Origin of the sequence: Paenibacillus sp. PSB04 (genome assembly GCF_025809195.1) — a bacterium.
Classification (GTDB): domain Bacteria; phylum Bacillota; class Bacilli; order Paenibacillales; family Paenibacillaceae; genus Paenibacillus_AQ; species Paenibacillus_AQ favisporus.
In genome coordinates this window covers 5,116,642-5,132,817 of sequence record NZ_CP081301.1, presented here as the reverse complement: position 1 = coordinate 5,132,817, position 16,176 = coordinate 5,116,642, and the positions used below count along the sequence as shown (strand labels likewise).

Sequence of the window (16,176 nt, the reverse complement as noted above, 5' to 3'; positions counted from 1 at the left end):
GATGTTCATTGAGAAGCCGCCGATGGATGCCGCGATTTCAGGATCTGAGCTATCGAACCAAGCTGATGTTATCCTATGCCCTCATCGTCACAATTCCCCTAATGATACTTAGCTATAGATATTTTGTGTCGAGCAGCGGGTTTATTTCCGACTTTGCCAGACAGAACCTGTACTCCATTGTGAAGCAGAACAACGAAATTATGGACGCCGAGCTCGCCAGGGTCGAAGACAGCAGCCTCGCTTTGATCGCGGAGCAGGTTCTGTACGAACAATACCTCACCGCCGACCCGAAAGACGAATACCAAATGTTCACGATGGAGAAAAAGGTAAGCCGGGCGCTGAATACATATTTTCCAGACTTGAAGCACATGTACTCGATCCACTTAATCACCAGCTATTCAGACATCGGGCCAACCGGTGCTACGACCTTCATCCCTTATGAAGGGTTTAACCAAACAGCCCTGTATCAGGCTGCCGTACAAGCGGATGGGGGAATGGCTTGGGTCCCGACGTTTTCGTTCGGTGACATGTTTCATCGGGATGATGGTTCTCCCGTGCCCTCTGAGAACGTTCAGCTTCTGGCCGGCGTCCGTCTGCTAAAATTGTTTCGGATCAATAACGGGGAGGTGATCGAGCTGCAGGGTGCAGCCGAGCTTCCCGTGCTGGTTATTACCTATCAGCCCGATTATTACCGTTCCCGCTTCGCCAGCGTGCTCCCATCCACCGGGGCTTCTTTTTTTATCATGAGCCGGGACGGTCAGAGGGTAGCCGATTCGCAGGAAAAGGATTCCACGATGGATGAAACCTCATTGAAAAGAATGGCGGGGATGAAAAGCGGCACTCTCACGATCACAAGAAACGGTAAACCGCTCATCGTATGCTTCGACACTTCCGATGTGACCGGCTGGATTTCCGGTGTCACGATCTCGCCGGAGGCGCTCGGCAGCGCCTTTTTGCCGGAGGTGAAGTCGTACACGTTCTATTTGACGCTGATCCTTCTGCTGCTCTCGCTTCTCTTGGCATTTTTTCTGGCCAACTCCATCACCAAGCCCATTCAACAGCTGCTTCGAGCGATCAAAAAAACAGGAGAAGGGGAATTCGATACCCGCATCCCGGTCAAATCCTATAACGAGATGGGACTGCTCATCCACAAGTACAATCAAATGAATGTTAAAATCAACAACCTGATCGAAGAGAATTATAAGGTGAAGCTGAGAGAAAAAGAAACCCAGATTATGTCTCTGAACATTCAGCTGAATCCGCATTTTCTGTATAACACGCTCAACATCATGAACTGGACGGCGCTCGAAAACGAGCAAAACGAATTGAGTGCCATGATCGTCAGCCTGTCTTCCATGCTGCAGTATACTTCCGCAAGCAATCAGGACATCGGCGATCTGGAGGAAGACCTGAATTGGTTGAGGCATTATTTTTCGATTACCGAGCAGCGGTTTGAAGGCAAATTCACGGTAACCTATGACATCTCGCCTGAGCTGTATGCCTTCAAAGTCCCGAAGCTGTTCCTGCAGCCCTTTGTTGAGAACGCCATCGTTCATGGCTTCGCCCGCCTGCACAGCGGTGGAAAGATTGTGATCCGGGGGCGGCTTATTGGGGACGAGCGGATCTTCATGGTAGAGGATAACGGAATCGGCATCCCGCATCACAGATTGGCTGGTTTGACACGGGAAGAGAGCCGCTCCATCGGCATCCGCAACGTTGATCTGCGAATCAAACTCATCTACGGTGATTCCTACGGCGTGACCGTAACCTCAGAAGAACGCAAGGGGACAACCGTCATCATCAAACTGCCGAAATGAACAACACATAAAAATTGTCCACCATTCCAAAAATGTTCGAATTTTCTTTGAACCTCCGCCTTTTTACAATGAATTTACAAACATCAATTCCATGTGATTGGAGGGTAAAAGAATGAGGATTTCCAAATTTCTCGCTGGGTGCGCCTTACCCGCTTTACTGGCTATAACCGTTTCCCTTTCGGGCTGTTCGGGCAGCGGAGGATCAGTCCAAAGTGAAGGTGGCACCAAGGATGGGGGCAACGGGGAAGAAAAGGTCACGCTAAAGTTTGCTTTCTGGGGAGACACGATCGAAAAGAAGACGGTCACGGAAGCGCTCGAAAGCTTTGAGCAGAAAACCGGGATTCAGGTGGAGCCTATGCACATTCCGGCGGACTATTTGACGAAACTGACGACAATGGTCGCAGGCAATGTCGCACCCGACCTCGGATATTTATCATCCGGAGCGGCATTAAGCTGGGGGAAAGACGGGAAGCTTCTGAACCTGGCTCCGCTGATCGAGGAGGACAAGGAATTCAAAAAGGAAGATTACCTGGATCAAGTTTGGTATGAAATCGAACCGGGCAATACGATCGGCATGAGTACGGCTGTAGAAGGTTACGGACTCATGTACAACAAGGATATGCTTCTTGAAGCAGGTGTGGAGCTTCCTCCCACGCAGGCAGATAAGGCATGGGACTGGGACACGTTCATTCAGTACGCAAAGAAGCTGACCTTGGACGATCAGGGACGAAATGCGCTCGACCCTAATTTTAATCCGAATAAGATCAAGCAGTTCGGCCTCCAATACGACCCGTACAACATGATGGCTGCGGTGGTCTCGAACGGCGGCAATTTCCTGACGGAAGACGGTAAGGGATTCGGCCTGGCGAAGCCGGAGGCGATCGACGCGATTCAAAAGCTGGCGGACTTGATGTATGTGCACCACGTATCGCCGACTCCGCTGCAGACCAAGAGCCTGCCTGACATGGCGCTCCAAACCAAGAAGGTCGCCATGACCGTATCCGGCAACTGGGCGCTTCAGGCTTTTGCAGAACAGGATTTCAATCTTGGCGTCGGTGTCCTGCCTAAATTAATGAAAAGCAATACGCTGCTGGACGGCGCGCCGACGGTCATTTTCAAATCGACCAAGCATCCGAAAGAGGCATGGATGCTGTATAAGTACATGGCGGATCCAGAATCGGTGCTGCCGCTGATCGAAGGCGGCTTGTGGATGCCGCTCAAGAAAGAGTGGTATACGAATCCGGACCTCATCAATAAATGGGCGTCGGGGAACAAGGCTCACCCGGAGGGATACACAGATGCTTACATGAAACAGACGATTGAAAACGGCATCCGGACCCCGGGCTTTGAAGTGAAGAACCTGGATAAAATCAATGCGCTGGTGACCCCTGCCCTTGACTTGGTATGGACCGGCAAGAAGTCAGCGGAGGAAGCACTGAAAGAGATCGAACCTAAAGTACAGCCGCTGATTGAAGGCTATTACGGCAAATAACCCCGTCCGAACGAACCGATCCAGAAAGGAGGGATTCCAATGCTGCACAAACGCCGTATCGCCGTGGCGGGCATTCTCTTCGCCCTGCCCAGCATCTTTGGTATTATGCTGTTTGTCGTTCTGCCCATGCTCACCAGCTTGTTGCTCAGCTTTACGGATTACCGGATCGTGAATACGCCCAAATTCATCGGGTTTACGAATTATAAGCGGCTTTTCGACGGAACGGATCCTTATTTTTACAATTCGCTGTGGGTGACCTTTAAATACGTCATTCTCCGCGTTCCGCTCGGACTGATCGTCTCATTTATCGCCGCTTTCCTGCTGAACATGGAATTTATCCGCGGCAAATCGGTGTTCCGCACGATCTTCTATCTGCCGGCGATCGTGCCTGCTGTTGCGTCCTCGATGATCTGGATCTGGCTGTTCAGCCCGGACCTAGGGCTGTTCAACAGCTTCCTGGAAGCGCTGAACCTGCCTACCCTAAATTGGCTGTACTCTGAAAATACGGTGGTTCCTTCCATTGTGATCATGAGCCTGTGGGGAATGGGGAGCACGATCATTATTTTCCTGGCCGGCCTCCAGGGTGTACCCAGATCCCTGTATGAAGCGGCCATCGTGGATGGGGCAGGGGCGGTCCGGAAGTTCCGCCATATCACCATTCCGATGATGACGCCGATCATTTTCTTCAACCTGATCATGGGGTCGATCGGGGCTTTCCAAGTATTCACGGAAGCCTTAATTATGACGCAGGGAGGACCGAATAACGCCAGCTTGTTCTACAACTACTATATTTACCGTCAAGCTTTTCAGTTCGGCGAAATGGGGCAGGCCTCAGCCATCGCCTGGATCCTCTTTATCATCATCCTGATCGTCACGGCGATCTTTTTCCGGACATCCAAGTCCTGGGTATTTTACGAAAGTGAGGTGTAGCGCCCATGAGGAAAAGCCGCCGGGTCTCGCAGATCATCGTATACGCCATTCTCATCCTGGGGAGTGTTTTCTGTTTGCTGCCATTGTTCTGGTTAGTGCGCAGCTCCATGATGTCATCCATGCAGATTTTCGAGATGCCGCCCAAATGGATTCCCTCGCCGTTTAAGTTTCAGAACTATGCGGAGGCGCTGACGACCATCGATTTTCTCCGTTTTTTTCGGAACACCTTGACCATTACCGCCAGCTGTCTGATCGGAGCGCTCATCAGCAGCTCGCTCGGGGCATACAGCTACGCAAGGCTTGACTGGCCGGGGAAGAAGTTTTTCTTTGGACTGCTGCTCGCCAGCATGATGCTTCCCGGCGCGGTCACGCTGATACCCACCTTTATCGGGTGGAGGCTTGCAGACCTGATTAACACTTACGTACCTTTGATATTGCCGGTTTGGTTCGGTTCCGCATTCGACATCTTTTTGCTGCGACAGTTTTATGCCGGCATCCCGAGAGATCTCGATGAAGCGGCTTATGTGGATGGTGCGGGCCCATGGACGATTTTCTGGCGGATCATCATCCCATTATCCAAACCGCCTCTGATCGTCATCGGCTTATTCTCGTTCATGAACTCGTGGAACGATTTCATGGGACCGCTTGTGTACTTGAACGAAGAAAGCAAGTTTACGCTGGCCCTTGGACTGCAAATGTTCCAGTCGCTTCACAGCGCGCAGTGGCATCTGCTTATGGCAGCCTCCACCGTGGTCATCCTGCCGGTCATTATCGTGTTTTTCATCGGCCAGCGGTATTTTATCGAGGGGATTACGCTGACTGGCATGAAAGGATAAGGAAGCAAATTTGCAGATTTGTGCAGCCGTCATTCAACAGGGTTGAATCTCGTTACATTAGATTGATTATCAAGAAACCATTGCATCCTTTGCAGCTGCGAGGATGAATAAGGAGTGTGAACCTAACATGGAAGCACAGCGCCTCATCAAGGTAAGGGAAGAGCTTGAGCGTCATGGTATTGATGGCCTCTTGATTTCAAGCCCGTATAACCGCAGATATGTGACCGGATTTACGGGTACAGCCGGCTTTGTTGCCATTACGAAAAATCAGGCCTTGCTGATCACCGACTTTCGCTATACCCGTCAAGCGTCGGAACAGGCCAAAGAGTATCAGGTTGAACAGCATACGGGCCAGCCGCTTGAAATGATTCGGGAGAAGCTGAGTGCCGCAGGAGTGCGGAAGCTCGGCTTTGAGCAAAATCATCTCACTTACGAGTCATATCAAACCTATGTTGAAACCTTTCAGGGCTTTGAACTGATCCCGACGCAAAATATTGTGGAAAAGCTGCGTGGAATCAAAGATAAGCGGGAGCAGGAGCACATTCGAAAGGCGATCGAAATTACAGACTTGGCCTTTGAGCACATTCTGGGCTTCATGAAGCCGGGCGTTACCGAATTGGACGTTGCCACGGAGCTTGAATACTTTATGCGCAAAAATGGTGCCATCTCTTCCGCGTACCCGACGATCGTGGCTTCCGGTGTACGTTCGGCGCTGCCGCATGGTCTGGCCAGCTCCAAGCCGCTGGGAAGGGACGAATTTGTGACGCTCGATTTCGGCGCGAGCTACGAGGGATATTGTTCCGATCTGACGCGGACAGTTTTTATTGGTGATCCGACGGAGCGGCATCAAGAGATTTACCGGATTGTGCTTGAAGCCAATCGAAAGACCTTGGAAGGCTTAAAGCCGGGGATGACCGGAAAGGAAGGAGACGCTTTGGCTAGAGACTCCATTGCCGGCTATGGGTATGGGGAGTATTTCGGACACGGGCTCGGTCATGCATTTGGCCTGGAGATCCATGAACTGATGCGCCTTTCCGAAAAGACGGAGGATCGGCTGGAGCCCGGCATGGTTTTGACCGTTGAACCCGGCATCTATCTGCCCGACTTTGGAGGCGTCCGCATTGAGGATGACATTCTCGTAACGGACACCGGGATTGAAGTGCTGACGAAATCAAACAAAGAGCTGATTGTCCTATAAAACGAAAGAAGTGATTGCATCCATGCGTGATGAAACCGCAGAAATCGTCATCATCGGGGGAGGGATCATCGGCATGTCCATTGCCTACTATACCGCGAAAGCCGGCATGGACGTACTCGTCGTGGAGCAGGGGGAAATCGCCGGCGGTACCTCTTCCAAATGCGACGGCAACATCCTCGCCATCGACAAGGATCCGGGCTTCGACAGCCAGATGTCGTTGAAGTCCCAGGAGTTGGTCAAGGAGTGGGTACGGGATCTCGATGAGGAGTTCGAATACCGGGCTCCCGGAAGCATTCTGGTCTGCGAGTCGGACGATGAGATGATTGCCGCCGAATCCTGGGTTGCACGCCAGCGTGAAGCCGGCCTGCCCTTCCGCATGCTTGATCAAAAGGATCTAAGGGACGAATGGCCTTATATGGCCGAAGACCTGCCAGGCGGATTGGAATGCGCGACGGATTCAACGGTCAATCCGGTGCTGCTGACCTACTCGCTGGCGTCCACAGCCCGGCGTTATGGGGCAAGGCTTCGAACCCATACGTCCGTCACCGGCATTCAGCTTGACGAGGGCAGGAAAGTACGCGCCGTCGAAACCTCGGAGGGCAGAATCCGCACGAGCACCGTCATTAATGCAGCCGGGGTATGGGCGAAGCATATCGGACGGATGGTGGGCATCGATATTCCGATTGAGCCCCGCAAGGGACATATTCTTGTCGCATCGCGGTGGGCGAACATCGGGAAACGGAAGGTGATGGAGTTCGGATACTTGATGAGTAAATTCGGCGGCACCCGTTCCGTGGACCCCAAATTCGACCGATATGGCGTTGCACTGGTCTTCGAGCCTACCGCTTCGCAAAACTTCCTGATCGGCTCCAGCCGCCAATTTGTCGGGATGGACAGCGGCGTAGATCAGCAGGTTATCAGCTTGATAGCGGAAAGAGCCATTCGGTTTTTTCCTGTGCTGGAACAGATTCCGCTCCTGAGAACCTATGCAGGACTGAGGCCGTGGACGGCGGATCATCTGCCGATCGTTTCCGCAATCGACGAAGTCCCCGGATTCTATGTGGCCGCGGGGCATGAAGGGGATGGGATCAGCCTGGCGGCCGTAACCGGGAAGGTGATCAGCGAAATGCTCAGCGGGGCGGCGACCTGCATTCCGGTGGACCGTCTTCGGTATGACCGCTTCCGTAACATGCCGCACCCCCAGGAGGTGATTCGATGAGATGGTCCAAGATGGTTACCACGATCGACACGCATACCGGCGGGAATCCGACCCGGACCGTCATGTCCGGGGCTCCGGAGCTCTTCGGGAAAACGATGACCGAAAAGATGGTCTACATGTCCGAGCATCATGACGATTTCCGCCAAGCGCTGATGTTCGAACCCCGCGGGCACGAGGTCATGTCCGGCTGCATCTTGACTCCGCCATGCGATGAGAAGGCCGACATTGGGGTCGTGTTTATCGAAACCGGAGGGTATTTGCCGATGTGCGGCCACGATACGATTGGGCTCTGTACGGCACTGATCGAGGCGGGATATTATCCGGCAACTAAGGACATGATCCGGCTCGACACGCCGGCCGGCCTTGTGGAAGCCAGGCTCGAGATCGAGAGAGGAAAGGTCCGTCAGGTCACCTTTACGAATATTCCTTCTTTTCTCTACAAGCAGGATGTCCGGGTGCAGGTCGGCGATCTCGGTGAGGTCTCCTTGGATCTTGCTTACGGCGGCAATTTTTACGGGCTCGTCGATGCCCGATCACTGCATTTGCCTCTGGTTCCCCAGCGGGCTTCCGAGATCGTCCGCACCGCCGTCCGGATCCGCGACGCGGTGAATATCAGCTTTGAAATTGTACATCCCGAAATTCCCGTCATTCGCGGACTGACCCATATTGAGTTCTACAGCGATCCGGTGTCGCCAGTCGCCCACTGCCGGAATACGGTCGTCGTCCCTCCCGGGGGGATTGACCGCTCCCCCTGCGGAACGGGCACATCCGCCAAAGTAGCCGTGCTGCGTGCCAAGGGCGAGCTGGCAGTCGGAGAGGAATTCGTCCACGAGAGCATCGTGGGTTCGATGTTCCGCGCCCGTGTCCTGGAAGATACGACTGTCGGCCATCTGCCGGCTGTGATTCCGCAGATTTCCGGCTCGGCTTGGGTGATGGGCTTTCACCAATTCATTCTTCAGGAACGGGATGAACTGAATACGGGGTTCTTCCTGCTCTAAACATCACTACGACGGGGGGCCAGCAGTATGGAAACGAAAAAATGGTATGCGGCGATCGATGTGCATTCCTGCGGACAGCCGCTGCGGATCATCACGGGCGGCCTGCCGCCATTGGCCGGTTCGACGATGCGCGACAAGGCTTTGTTGTTCCAGCAGCATCATGATGACGCAAGGAAGCTGCTGATGTCGGAGCCGCGCGGCCACTATGCAATGACCGGTGCCATCATTACAGCGCCGGTGACGCCGGAAGCGCGATTCGGTTTGCTGTTCCTGAACCAGCAAGGTCTTGCATTCGTCAGCGGGCACGGAATCATTGCCGCGGTCACGGCTTGGACCGCGACGGGGCAGATTGCCCCGTCCGATGCGGCAGCGGGTATATTGATCGATTGCCCTTCGGGAACCGTCCAGGTGGTCGCTGATGTGGAGGGAGACGAGGTTCAGTCGGTGTCGTTTCGGAATGTACCCAGTTATGTGCATACGGAGCAATTTCCCGTCACAATCCAGGGAAGGGAAATCAGGGTGGACGTCGCTTTTAGCGGGGAATTTTATGCCGTGGTGGAAATGGGCGAGTTCGGAGCAACGTCCTTAGAGCCCCATCAGCTTAGGGAATGGGCGGGTATGATCCGCAGTGAAGCCGAATGCCGGCTTGAACTTCGGCATCCGCAGCTGGATTGGATATCCGGTATTCACGGCGTGTTCTTTTATCAGCGGGATGAGCGTGATCGTCTGTTCTTCCGCAGCGCTTGCGTATTTGCCGGGGAGCAGCTTGACCGGTCGCCAAGCGGGGCCGGAGTATGCGCTCATTTGGCGGTCCTTAGCTCCCGCGGACGGCTCGAACCCGGACAGCAGGCCGTGTATCAGGGGATCAGCGGGGTTAGAGTCATAGGAAGCATCGCCGGGGACGGCCTGCTGGCCGGCAATAAAACCGTCATTCCTCAGTTGACGGGAACCGCCTATGTACTTGGTTTTATGAATTTCGTATTGGATCCGGACGATCCGCTACCGGATGGGTTCGTACTGAATTAGCCTTACGAATATCAACTTGAACCATGAGAGGAGACAGCTTGATATGCCAAAATTTGAAGGGGTTTATGTTGCGATCGTTACACCGTTTACGGCCACATTTGATGTGGACTACAAGCGTCTAACTGAACTATGTGACTGGCTCATCACACAGGGCGTCAACGGCTTGGTTCCGACAGGATCGCTAGGAGAATATGCCACGTTGACAAATGAGGAGCGGGCAAAGGTCGTTCATACCGTCATAGAAGCCGCGGCGGGACGCGTACCGGTTGTCGTCGGTTCAGCCGCTCCATCCACGAGGCAAGCCGCGGAGTGGGTCCGGCATGCGAAGGATTCGGGTGCTGCAGGCGTTATGGCCCTGCCGCCGATCCAGTACCGTCCGCTGGAGCATGAGGTCATTGCCCATTATGAAGCGCTGAATGAAGTCGGCCTGCCGATGATCGCCTACAATAATCCGCATGATTATAAGGTCGATTTAACGCCGCAGCTGCTCGCCAGGCTTTCGAGACTGGAGCATCTCGTGGCGGTGAAGGAGTTTTCGGGCGATATCCGCAGGGTGCACGACATCCTCGAATATACCGATCTGGATGTGATGATTGGCGTCGACGACTTAGCCATGGAAGGTCCGCTGATGGGGGCCGTGGGCTGGATTTCCGGGGTGCCGAATGCGCTGCCTAAGGAAGGCGTGGAGCTTTTTAATCTGGCGAGACAAGGGAATGTTCAGGAAGCGACTGCGCTGTACCGCCGCCTGCTCCCATTGTTCCATTATGATGCGAGTCCCCAGTTAGTGCAGTCGATCAAGTACATGATGGAGCTTGCCGGATTCCCGGTTGGTCCGACCAGACCTCCGCGTCTTCCGCTTCCGGAAGCTGAGTATGAAGCGATTCAAAGGGCATTTGAGCATGCCGTTAACCGTCATCCTGCCGGTGAAGCGAAGAGCTCATAAGAAGAGATTGAAAAAGGAGGGTTAGCGTATGGTACACAGCCGAAATTGGATTGGCGGAGAGTGGATCACCCCCGCGTCGGATGAGCTGGCCGTGAAGAACCCGTCCAACATTCATGAGGAGATCGGGGTGCTTCATCTGTCGGATGCATCGCATATCGCTCAGGCGGAGCAGGCAGCCCGAGCAGCATATCGTTCCTGGTCCCGTTTGACCGGTGCCGCCCGAGGTGAGCATTTGTATCGCATGGCGGGAGCGCTCGAGTCCGCCTCCACGGATGTCGCCCGCCTCGCCAGCATGGAAATGGGGAAGCCAATTACCGAAATGCAAGGCGAAGTCATCCGGGGAGTCAACCTGCTTCGGTATTATGCGGCGGAAGGCGTCCGCTCTAACGGAGTGGTCATCCCCGCAAGCGAGCCGAACGTGCTCCAGCATACGAAGAAGGTTCCTTTGGGTGTGGTAGGTGTCATTACGCCATGGAATTTCCCGGTGGCGATCCCGTTATGGAAAATCGCACCTGCGCTCATTTGCGGCAATACGGTGGTCTGGAAGCCAGCGGAGAACGCCTCATTGACCGCCACCCTGCTGTGCGAAGTTTTTGCGGCAGCAGCTCTTCCGCCAGGCGTCCTGAACCTGGTGGTCGGCAAAGGAAGCAGGATCGGCGACGCCCTTCTGGAGCAGATTTCCCTTGACGCCGTAAGCTTTACTGGCTCCACGGCGACGGGAACCCGCATCGCCCAAATTTGTGCGAAACGAAACATCAAGTATCAGACCGAAATGGGCGGAAAAAATGCCGCCGTGATCCTGAATGACGCCGACCTGGAGAAGACGGTTCCGATGATTGTGAGCGGCGCGTATCGTTCGGCCGGCCAGAAATGTACGGCAACCAGCCGAATCATCATTGAATCCGGAATTTATGACGAATTTATTGAAGCGATGAAGAAGGCGATCGACGGAATTAAGCTGGCTCCATCGCTGGATCCGTCGGCTTATCTTGGACCTGTCGCTTCCGCAAGCCAGTATGAAACGGTAATGTCCTATGTGAAGCTTGCGCGGGAGCAGGCTGATATCGTAGCCGAAGGCCGCTCTGCCGAGGCGAACGAAGAAGGGTATTATATTCCGCCGATCGCAGCTACTGGCGTAGACCCGAACCATCCATTGATTCAGGAAGAAATTTTCGGACCGGTTACCGCGATGTTGAAGGTTGCTGATTTCGACGAGGCGATCGCCTTATGCAATCAATCTCTATACGGACTCAGCGCTTCGTTATTTACCCGGGATTTGTCTTATGCGCATCGTTTCCTGGATGAGGCTCAGGCCGGGATGGTCCGCGTCAACCAGGAAACAGCCGGCGTGGAGTATCAATCCCCGTTCGGCGGCTTGAAGCTGTCGAGCTCACATTCGCGCGAGCAGGGGCAAGCCGCGCTCGATTTTTATACCGAGCTGAAAACCTGCGCCATCCGGTATTGGTAGGAGGCCGGCTATGAATACATCAAACCTGATCGTTTGCCGTTGTGAAGAGGTGACTATGGAACAATTGGAGGAAGCCTACCAATCGGGCTGCTGTACAGCCAGGCAGATCAAAATGAAGACGAGAGCGACAATGGGAGCCTGCCAGGGCCGGGTGTGCAGACAGATGCTCGACGCCTGGGTTCATATGAAGAACCCGCAGTTACCCCGGGATGCGGAGCAGCTGTCTTACCGTCCGCCGATCCGTCCCGTCACGTTCGGGCAGCTGGCGAAGGGAGAGGTGTAATGGACAGAATTGAAAATCATCCGATCTTGGGACCGAGGAAAACAAAGCGGGAACCCGTAGATTTCACGTTTAACGGGGAGAAATGGGCCGGGCTGAAAGGCGAGCCGATTGCGGCTGCGCTGCTCGCCTTGGGCCTACGAACACTGCGTCGGCATGAGGAGTCGGGCAGCCCCCGCGGTCTGTACTGCTCCATCGGCCACTGCATGGAGTGCCGGGTGAACGTGCAGGGCAAAGGTTCGGTGAGAGCCTGCCTGACTCCTTTGGAAGCGGGGATGTGCATCTCGGAAGGGGAGCGTCTTCCCAATGAGATTACGGGGAGGAGGCTTCCATGACGCAGGCGATTCCTTTTGATCTGTTGATCGTCGGTGCCGGTCCGGCAGGATTGTCGGCGGCTGCGGAAGCTGCCAGCCGAGGTCTCCGCGTTGCCGTGGTGGACGAATTTCCCGAACCAGGAGGCCGCATGTTAGGGCAGTTTCACGAGGAGAAAGGACATTGGTGGGTCGGAAGACAGGTGGCCGAGCAGCTTCTCGACAAGTGCTCCGCGCTAGGAGTAAAGATTCGGTGCGGAGTATCCGTCCACAGCATCCTGCGAAGCGGCGCCGTTTGGGTCCTGAAGACCTCCGAAGGATCCATGCAGGCAAGGAACGTACTGCTCGCCACAGGCAGCGCTGAAATTCCCCACCCCCTGCCGGGGTGGACGCTGCCGGGTGTCATGTCGATCGGCGCCGCACAGGTGATGGCCAATGTCCATTACGTCAAACCGGGACGCCGTGGCTTGATCATAGGCGTCAATGTGCTCGCCATGGCGATCTCCCGCGAGCTGTCGGTGAGCGGCGTTTCGATCGCAGGCATCGTCCTGCCCGGGATTGGGCCGATAACCGGCAAAGAAGCATCGCCAAAAGAGAGCCTGAAGGAACTGATGGGGATGGCCCATTTGGCGCCGTCACCGCTGATGAGGATCGGAGGAAAAGCTGCAAACGCTTTGGGGATAGCGGGTTTCGTATCGAGGTTCATTCCAAGGAGCGGGATCAAGATTTGGGAAATCCCCTTACGTTTGCGAACCGTTGCCGTATCCATTAACGGGCGCAGCCAGGTTCAATCGGTCACCCTTGCGGATGTCAACGGAGAAGGCGCCGTTATTCCGGGAAGCCAGCGGGAGGAGCTTGTTGATTTTGTGGCGATTGCTGGAGGGTTATACCCTTTGGCCGAATTGGCGTCGGTAGCCGGCTGTTCGTTTGTGTATGCGGAAGAGCTGGGGGGCCACGTACCGGTTCACGATGAGCAAATGCGGACTCCGGTGGAAGGGCTGTACGTAGCCGGAAATATTACCGGAATCGAGAGCGCGCTTGTGGCCATGGCTCAAGGGCGCCTTGCGGCCGCCACGATTTGCGGTGACACTGGACTTCCCGGTCAACATCATGAGCGCGAAGTGCTGGAAGCCATGCAGGATGTGCGACGCGTGCGCGCCTCCGCGCTCATTCAATTCCGGCCGGGCATCCAGGAGGCCAGGGATCAATTTTACCGGAAGTGGGGCAGGTTTCAGAGGGAGAAGCACGGGATAAAGAAGGAGGGATGACATGAGTTCCAATCACGATGACGAAATGATCGTCTTAAAAGACATGGAAGCCCTGTATCTGGGTAATCTCGGCACAGTCGAATTCGACATCAACCTGCCCAGGGAAGGAAAGTACGGATCGGAGATCTCCTGGCAGTCGGGAGACAGCCGGTTCATCAAGGATGACGGCAAGGTGGCCCGTCCAAAATACGGTCTCGGCACACGGACCGTTCCGCTTATTGCGACGTTCCGCCATGGAGAAACCGTAAAGGAACAAGTGTATCATGTGACCATTTTGGAAGAAGAAAATAACATCAAAGTTTCACGGATTCATCCCATATCCCTGAGGGCTGAACTCGGTGAGGTGGTATATTTGCCTTCCGTCGCGGTGGTTGAAACCGAAGAGCACGAGGTCATAACCCATGCTGTGAATTGGGTAGGCGGGGAAGAACGCGTGTTTCAAGAAACCGGACCTGCAGCCGCACGAGGCTTTCTCAAGGATACGGAAATTCCGGTCACTGCGGAAATTTTGGTTCAAGCCGAAGTTGAACAGGAAAAGATGGATCCGCTTCCGACTGTACTAAGCTTTTCTCCAGGCGCAGTCCGGCTTGGCGGCGAAACAGCCTTTCAGGCTGCCCAAAACCGAAGCTTGGCATTTCTGAAATCCGTCAATGACGATCAAATGCTGTATAATTTCCGGGCTGCTGCCGGATTGGATACGAAGGATGCCCCGGAAATGCTCGGCTGGGATTCGCCGGATTGTTTGCTCAGAGGACATACGTCAGGGCATTACCTGTCCGCCCTGGCACTCTGCTACGCGGCAACAGGGGATAGAGACATCAAGAAAAAGGCGGAATATATGATCGGCTCGTTAGAGGAATGCCAGCAGGCTTTTTCTACAAAACCCGGTTATCAAGAGGGATTCCTGAGCGGTTACTCCGAGGAGCAATTTGACCGCTTGGAATCATTTACGAGATATCCGGAAATTTGGGCGCCTTATTATACGCTGCATAAAATCCTCGCCGGATTGCTTGACGTTCATCGTCTTCTTGACAGCGACACCGCACTCGGGATCGCCGACCGTCTCGGCGACTGGGTATATCACCGATTAGGCAGGCTGCCCAACCACGTGCTGAAAACGATGTGGAGCATGTACATCGCCGGCGAGTTCGGCGGCATGAACGATTCGCTTGCGGAGCTGTACCAATTGACCCGTAAACCAAGCCATCTGGCGGCGGCTAAATGGTTTGACAATGACCGGCTGTTCGTTCCGATGCTGGAGCGCATCGATGCGCTCGGCGGGCTTCACGCCAATCAGCATATACCGCAGGTTATCGGTGCCCTGAACATATTTCGGGCTACCGGCGAGAAGAAATATTATGAGATCGCGCATTTCTTTTGGCATGCGGTGACGAATGCCCACATCTATTCGATCGGAGGAACGGGTGAAGGCGAAATGTTTCGGCAGGCGGGCAAGATCGGGGAATACCTCAGCGATAAAACCGCTGAAACCTGCGCTTCCTATAATATGTTAAAGCTGACGAAGGAATTGTTCGGTTATGAACCTGCGGCGAAATACATGGATTATTACGAACGGACGATGTTTAATCATATCCTGGCTTCGGGCGACAGCAAACCAACGGGAGGAAGCACGTACTTCATGCCGCTAGAGCCAGGAGGCAGAAAGTCATTCGATTCGACAAGCAACACCTGCTGCCATGGCACCGGCTTGGAAAATCATTTTAAGTATCCTGAAGCGATCTATTTTTACGATGAGCAGTCGCTGTTCGTCAATCTCTTTGTGTCTTCCACCTTGGATTGGGCGGAGAAGGGGATAACCATAGCACTTTCTGCGCAGAAGCATGAACCGGGGCAGATTACACTGCGGATACAGGGTGATGGTAGGTTTATTTTGAAAATCCGCCGACCTTACTGGAGCCCGGAAGGCGGCGGCGTCGAGATCAACGGCCGCCAGGTCGATTACATGCTGGGGCCAGACGGTTATTGGTCCCTGGATCGGGATTGGAAGGACGGCGATGTGATTTATTTGAGGCTCGACTGCCGGATTCGTCTGGAATCGGCTCCTGACCGGAAAGAATGCGTATCGCTTGCTTACGGGCCTTATATTTTGGCTGCGGTATCGGACTCGAAAGAGTTCCTGCGGCTTCCGCTTCAGGAAGGAGATTTGGACAGCCAATTCGTCAAGGAAACCGGACCGCAAGGGCTCCAATTCCGCTATATAAAGGACGATGTAACATTTATTCCGATGGCAGATGTCCACAACGAGAGCTATCACGTTTACTTTTTAGCCGAAGGTTCAACCATGGATCGGGGATAAAACAAAATTCGGCAAGTCACAATAGGAGTTATAATTTGATTAATCGAATCAGATTAAAACCTTAACGCCGCCG

At 54.2% G+C, this 16,176-nt stretch carries 14 protein-coding genes; all 14 read left to right on the top strand.

Annotation, left to right across the window (positions count from 1 at the left end; genetic code table 11):
• Positions 1–26 precede the first annotated feature (26 nt).
• Positions 27–1,817: a cache domain-containing sensor histidine kinase gene (locus K2F33_RS23775; RefSeq protein ID WP_076165531.1), complete on the top strand. Its 1,791-nt coding sequence runs from the start codon at positions 27–29 to the stop codon at positions 1,815–1,817.
• Between the two features lie 112 nt (positions 1,818–1,929).
• Complete coding sequence (locus tag K2F33_RS23770) at positions 1,930–3,309, top strand: ABC transporter substrate-binding protein (protein ID WP_076165529.1); 1,380 nt, start codon at positions 1,930–1,932, stop codon at positions 3,307–3,309.
• A gap of 39 nt (positions 3,310–3,348) precedes the next feature.
• Positions 3,349–4,239: a carbohydrate ABC transporter permease gene (locus K2F33_RS23765; protein WP_076165527.1), complete on the top strand. Its 891-nt coding sequence runs from the start codon at positions 3,349–3,351 to the stop codon at positions 4,237–4,239.
• Between the two features lie 5 nt (positions 4,240–4,244).
• Positions 4,245–5,075, top strand: a complete 831-nt coding sequence (locus tag K2F33_RS23760; protein WP_076165525.1) for a carbohydrate ABC transporter permease — start codon at positions 4,245–4,247, stop codon at positions 5,073–5,075.
• A gap of 127 nt (positions 5,076–5,202) precedes the next feature.
• Positions 5,203–6,273 carry a M24 family metallopeptidase gene (locus tag K2F33_RS23755; RefSeq protein WP_263878901.1) on the top strand — a complete coding sequence of 357 codons (1,071 nt, stop codon included), beginning with the start codon at positions 5,203–5,205 and terminating at the stop codon, positions 6,271–6,273.
• 22 nt (positions 6,274–6,295) lie between these two features.
• Entirely contained in the window at positions 6,296–7,492 is a 1,197-nt protein-coding gene (locus tag K2F33_RS23750) for an NAD(P)/FAD-dependent oxidoreductase (RefSeq protein ID WP_263878898.1), read from the top strand.
• Positions 7,489–8,490 (top strand): proline racemase family protein, encoded by a 1,002-nt coding sequence (locus K2F33_RS23745; protein ID WP_263878896.1) that lies wholly within the window; start codon positions 7,489–7,491, stop codon positions 8,488–8,490. The genes K2F33_RS23750 and K2F33_RS23745 overlap by 4 nt, the downstream gene beginning before the upstream one ends.
• A gap of 27 nt (positions 8,491–8,517) precedes the next feature.
• Complete coding sequence (locus K2F33_RS23740) at positions 8,518–9,516, top strand: proline racemase family protein (protein ID WP_263878894.1); 999 nt, start codon at positions 8,518–8,520, stop codon at positions 9,514–9,516.
• A gap of 43 nt (positions 9,517–9,559) precedes the next feature.
• Positions 9,560–10,459 (top strand): dihydrodipicolinate synthase family protein, encoded by a 900-nt coding sequence (locus K2F33_RS23735; protein ID WP_263878892.1) that lies wholly within the window; start codon positions 9,560–9,562, stop codon positions 10,457–10,459.
• A gap of 28 nt (positions 10,460–10,487) precedes the next feature.
• Positions 10,488–11,927, top strand: coding sequence for an aldehyde dehydrogenase family protein (locus K2F33_RS23730; RefSeq protein WP_263878890.1), 1,440 nt, complete (start codon positions 10,488–10,490; stop codon positions 11,925–11,927).
• Between the two features lie 10 nt (positions 11,928–11,937).
• Positions 11,938–12,210, top strand: a complete 273-nt coding sequence (locus tag K2F33_RS23725) for a (2Fe-2S)-binding protein (RefSeq protein WP_263878888.1) — start codon at positions 11,938–11,940, stop codon at positions 12,208–12,210.
• Positions 12,210–12,542: a 2Fe-2S iron-sulfur cluster-binding protein gene (locus K2F33_RS23720; RefSeq protein ID WP_076165512.1), complete on the top strand. Its 333-nt coding sequence runs from the start codon at positions 12,210–12,212 to the stop codon at positions 12,540–12,542. The genes K2F33_RS23725 and K2F33_RS23720 overlap by 1 nt, the downstream gene beginning before the upstream one ends.
• Positions 12,539–13,786, top strand: a complete 1,248-nt coding sequence (locus tag K2F33_RS23715) for an NAD(P)/FAD-dependent oxidoreductase (protein ID WP_263878884.1) — start codon at positions 12,539–12,541, stop codon at positions 13,784–13,786. The genes K2F33_RS23720 and K2F33_RS23715 overlap by 4 nt, the downstream gene beginning before the upstream one ends.
• Before the next feature lies 1 nt (position 13,787).
• Positions 13,788–16,103 (top strand): glycoside hydrolase family 127 protein, encoded by a 2,316-nt coding sequence (locus K2F33_RS23710; protein WP_263878882.1) that lies wholly within the window; start codon positions 13,788–13,790, stop codon positions 16,101–16,103.
• Positions 16,104–16,176 lie beyond the last annotated feature (73 nt).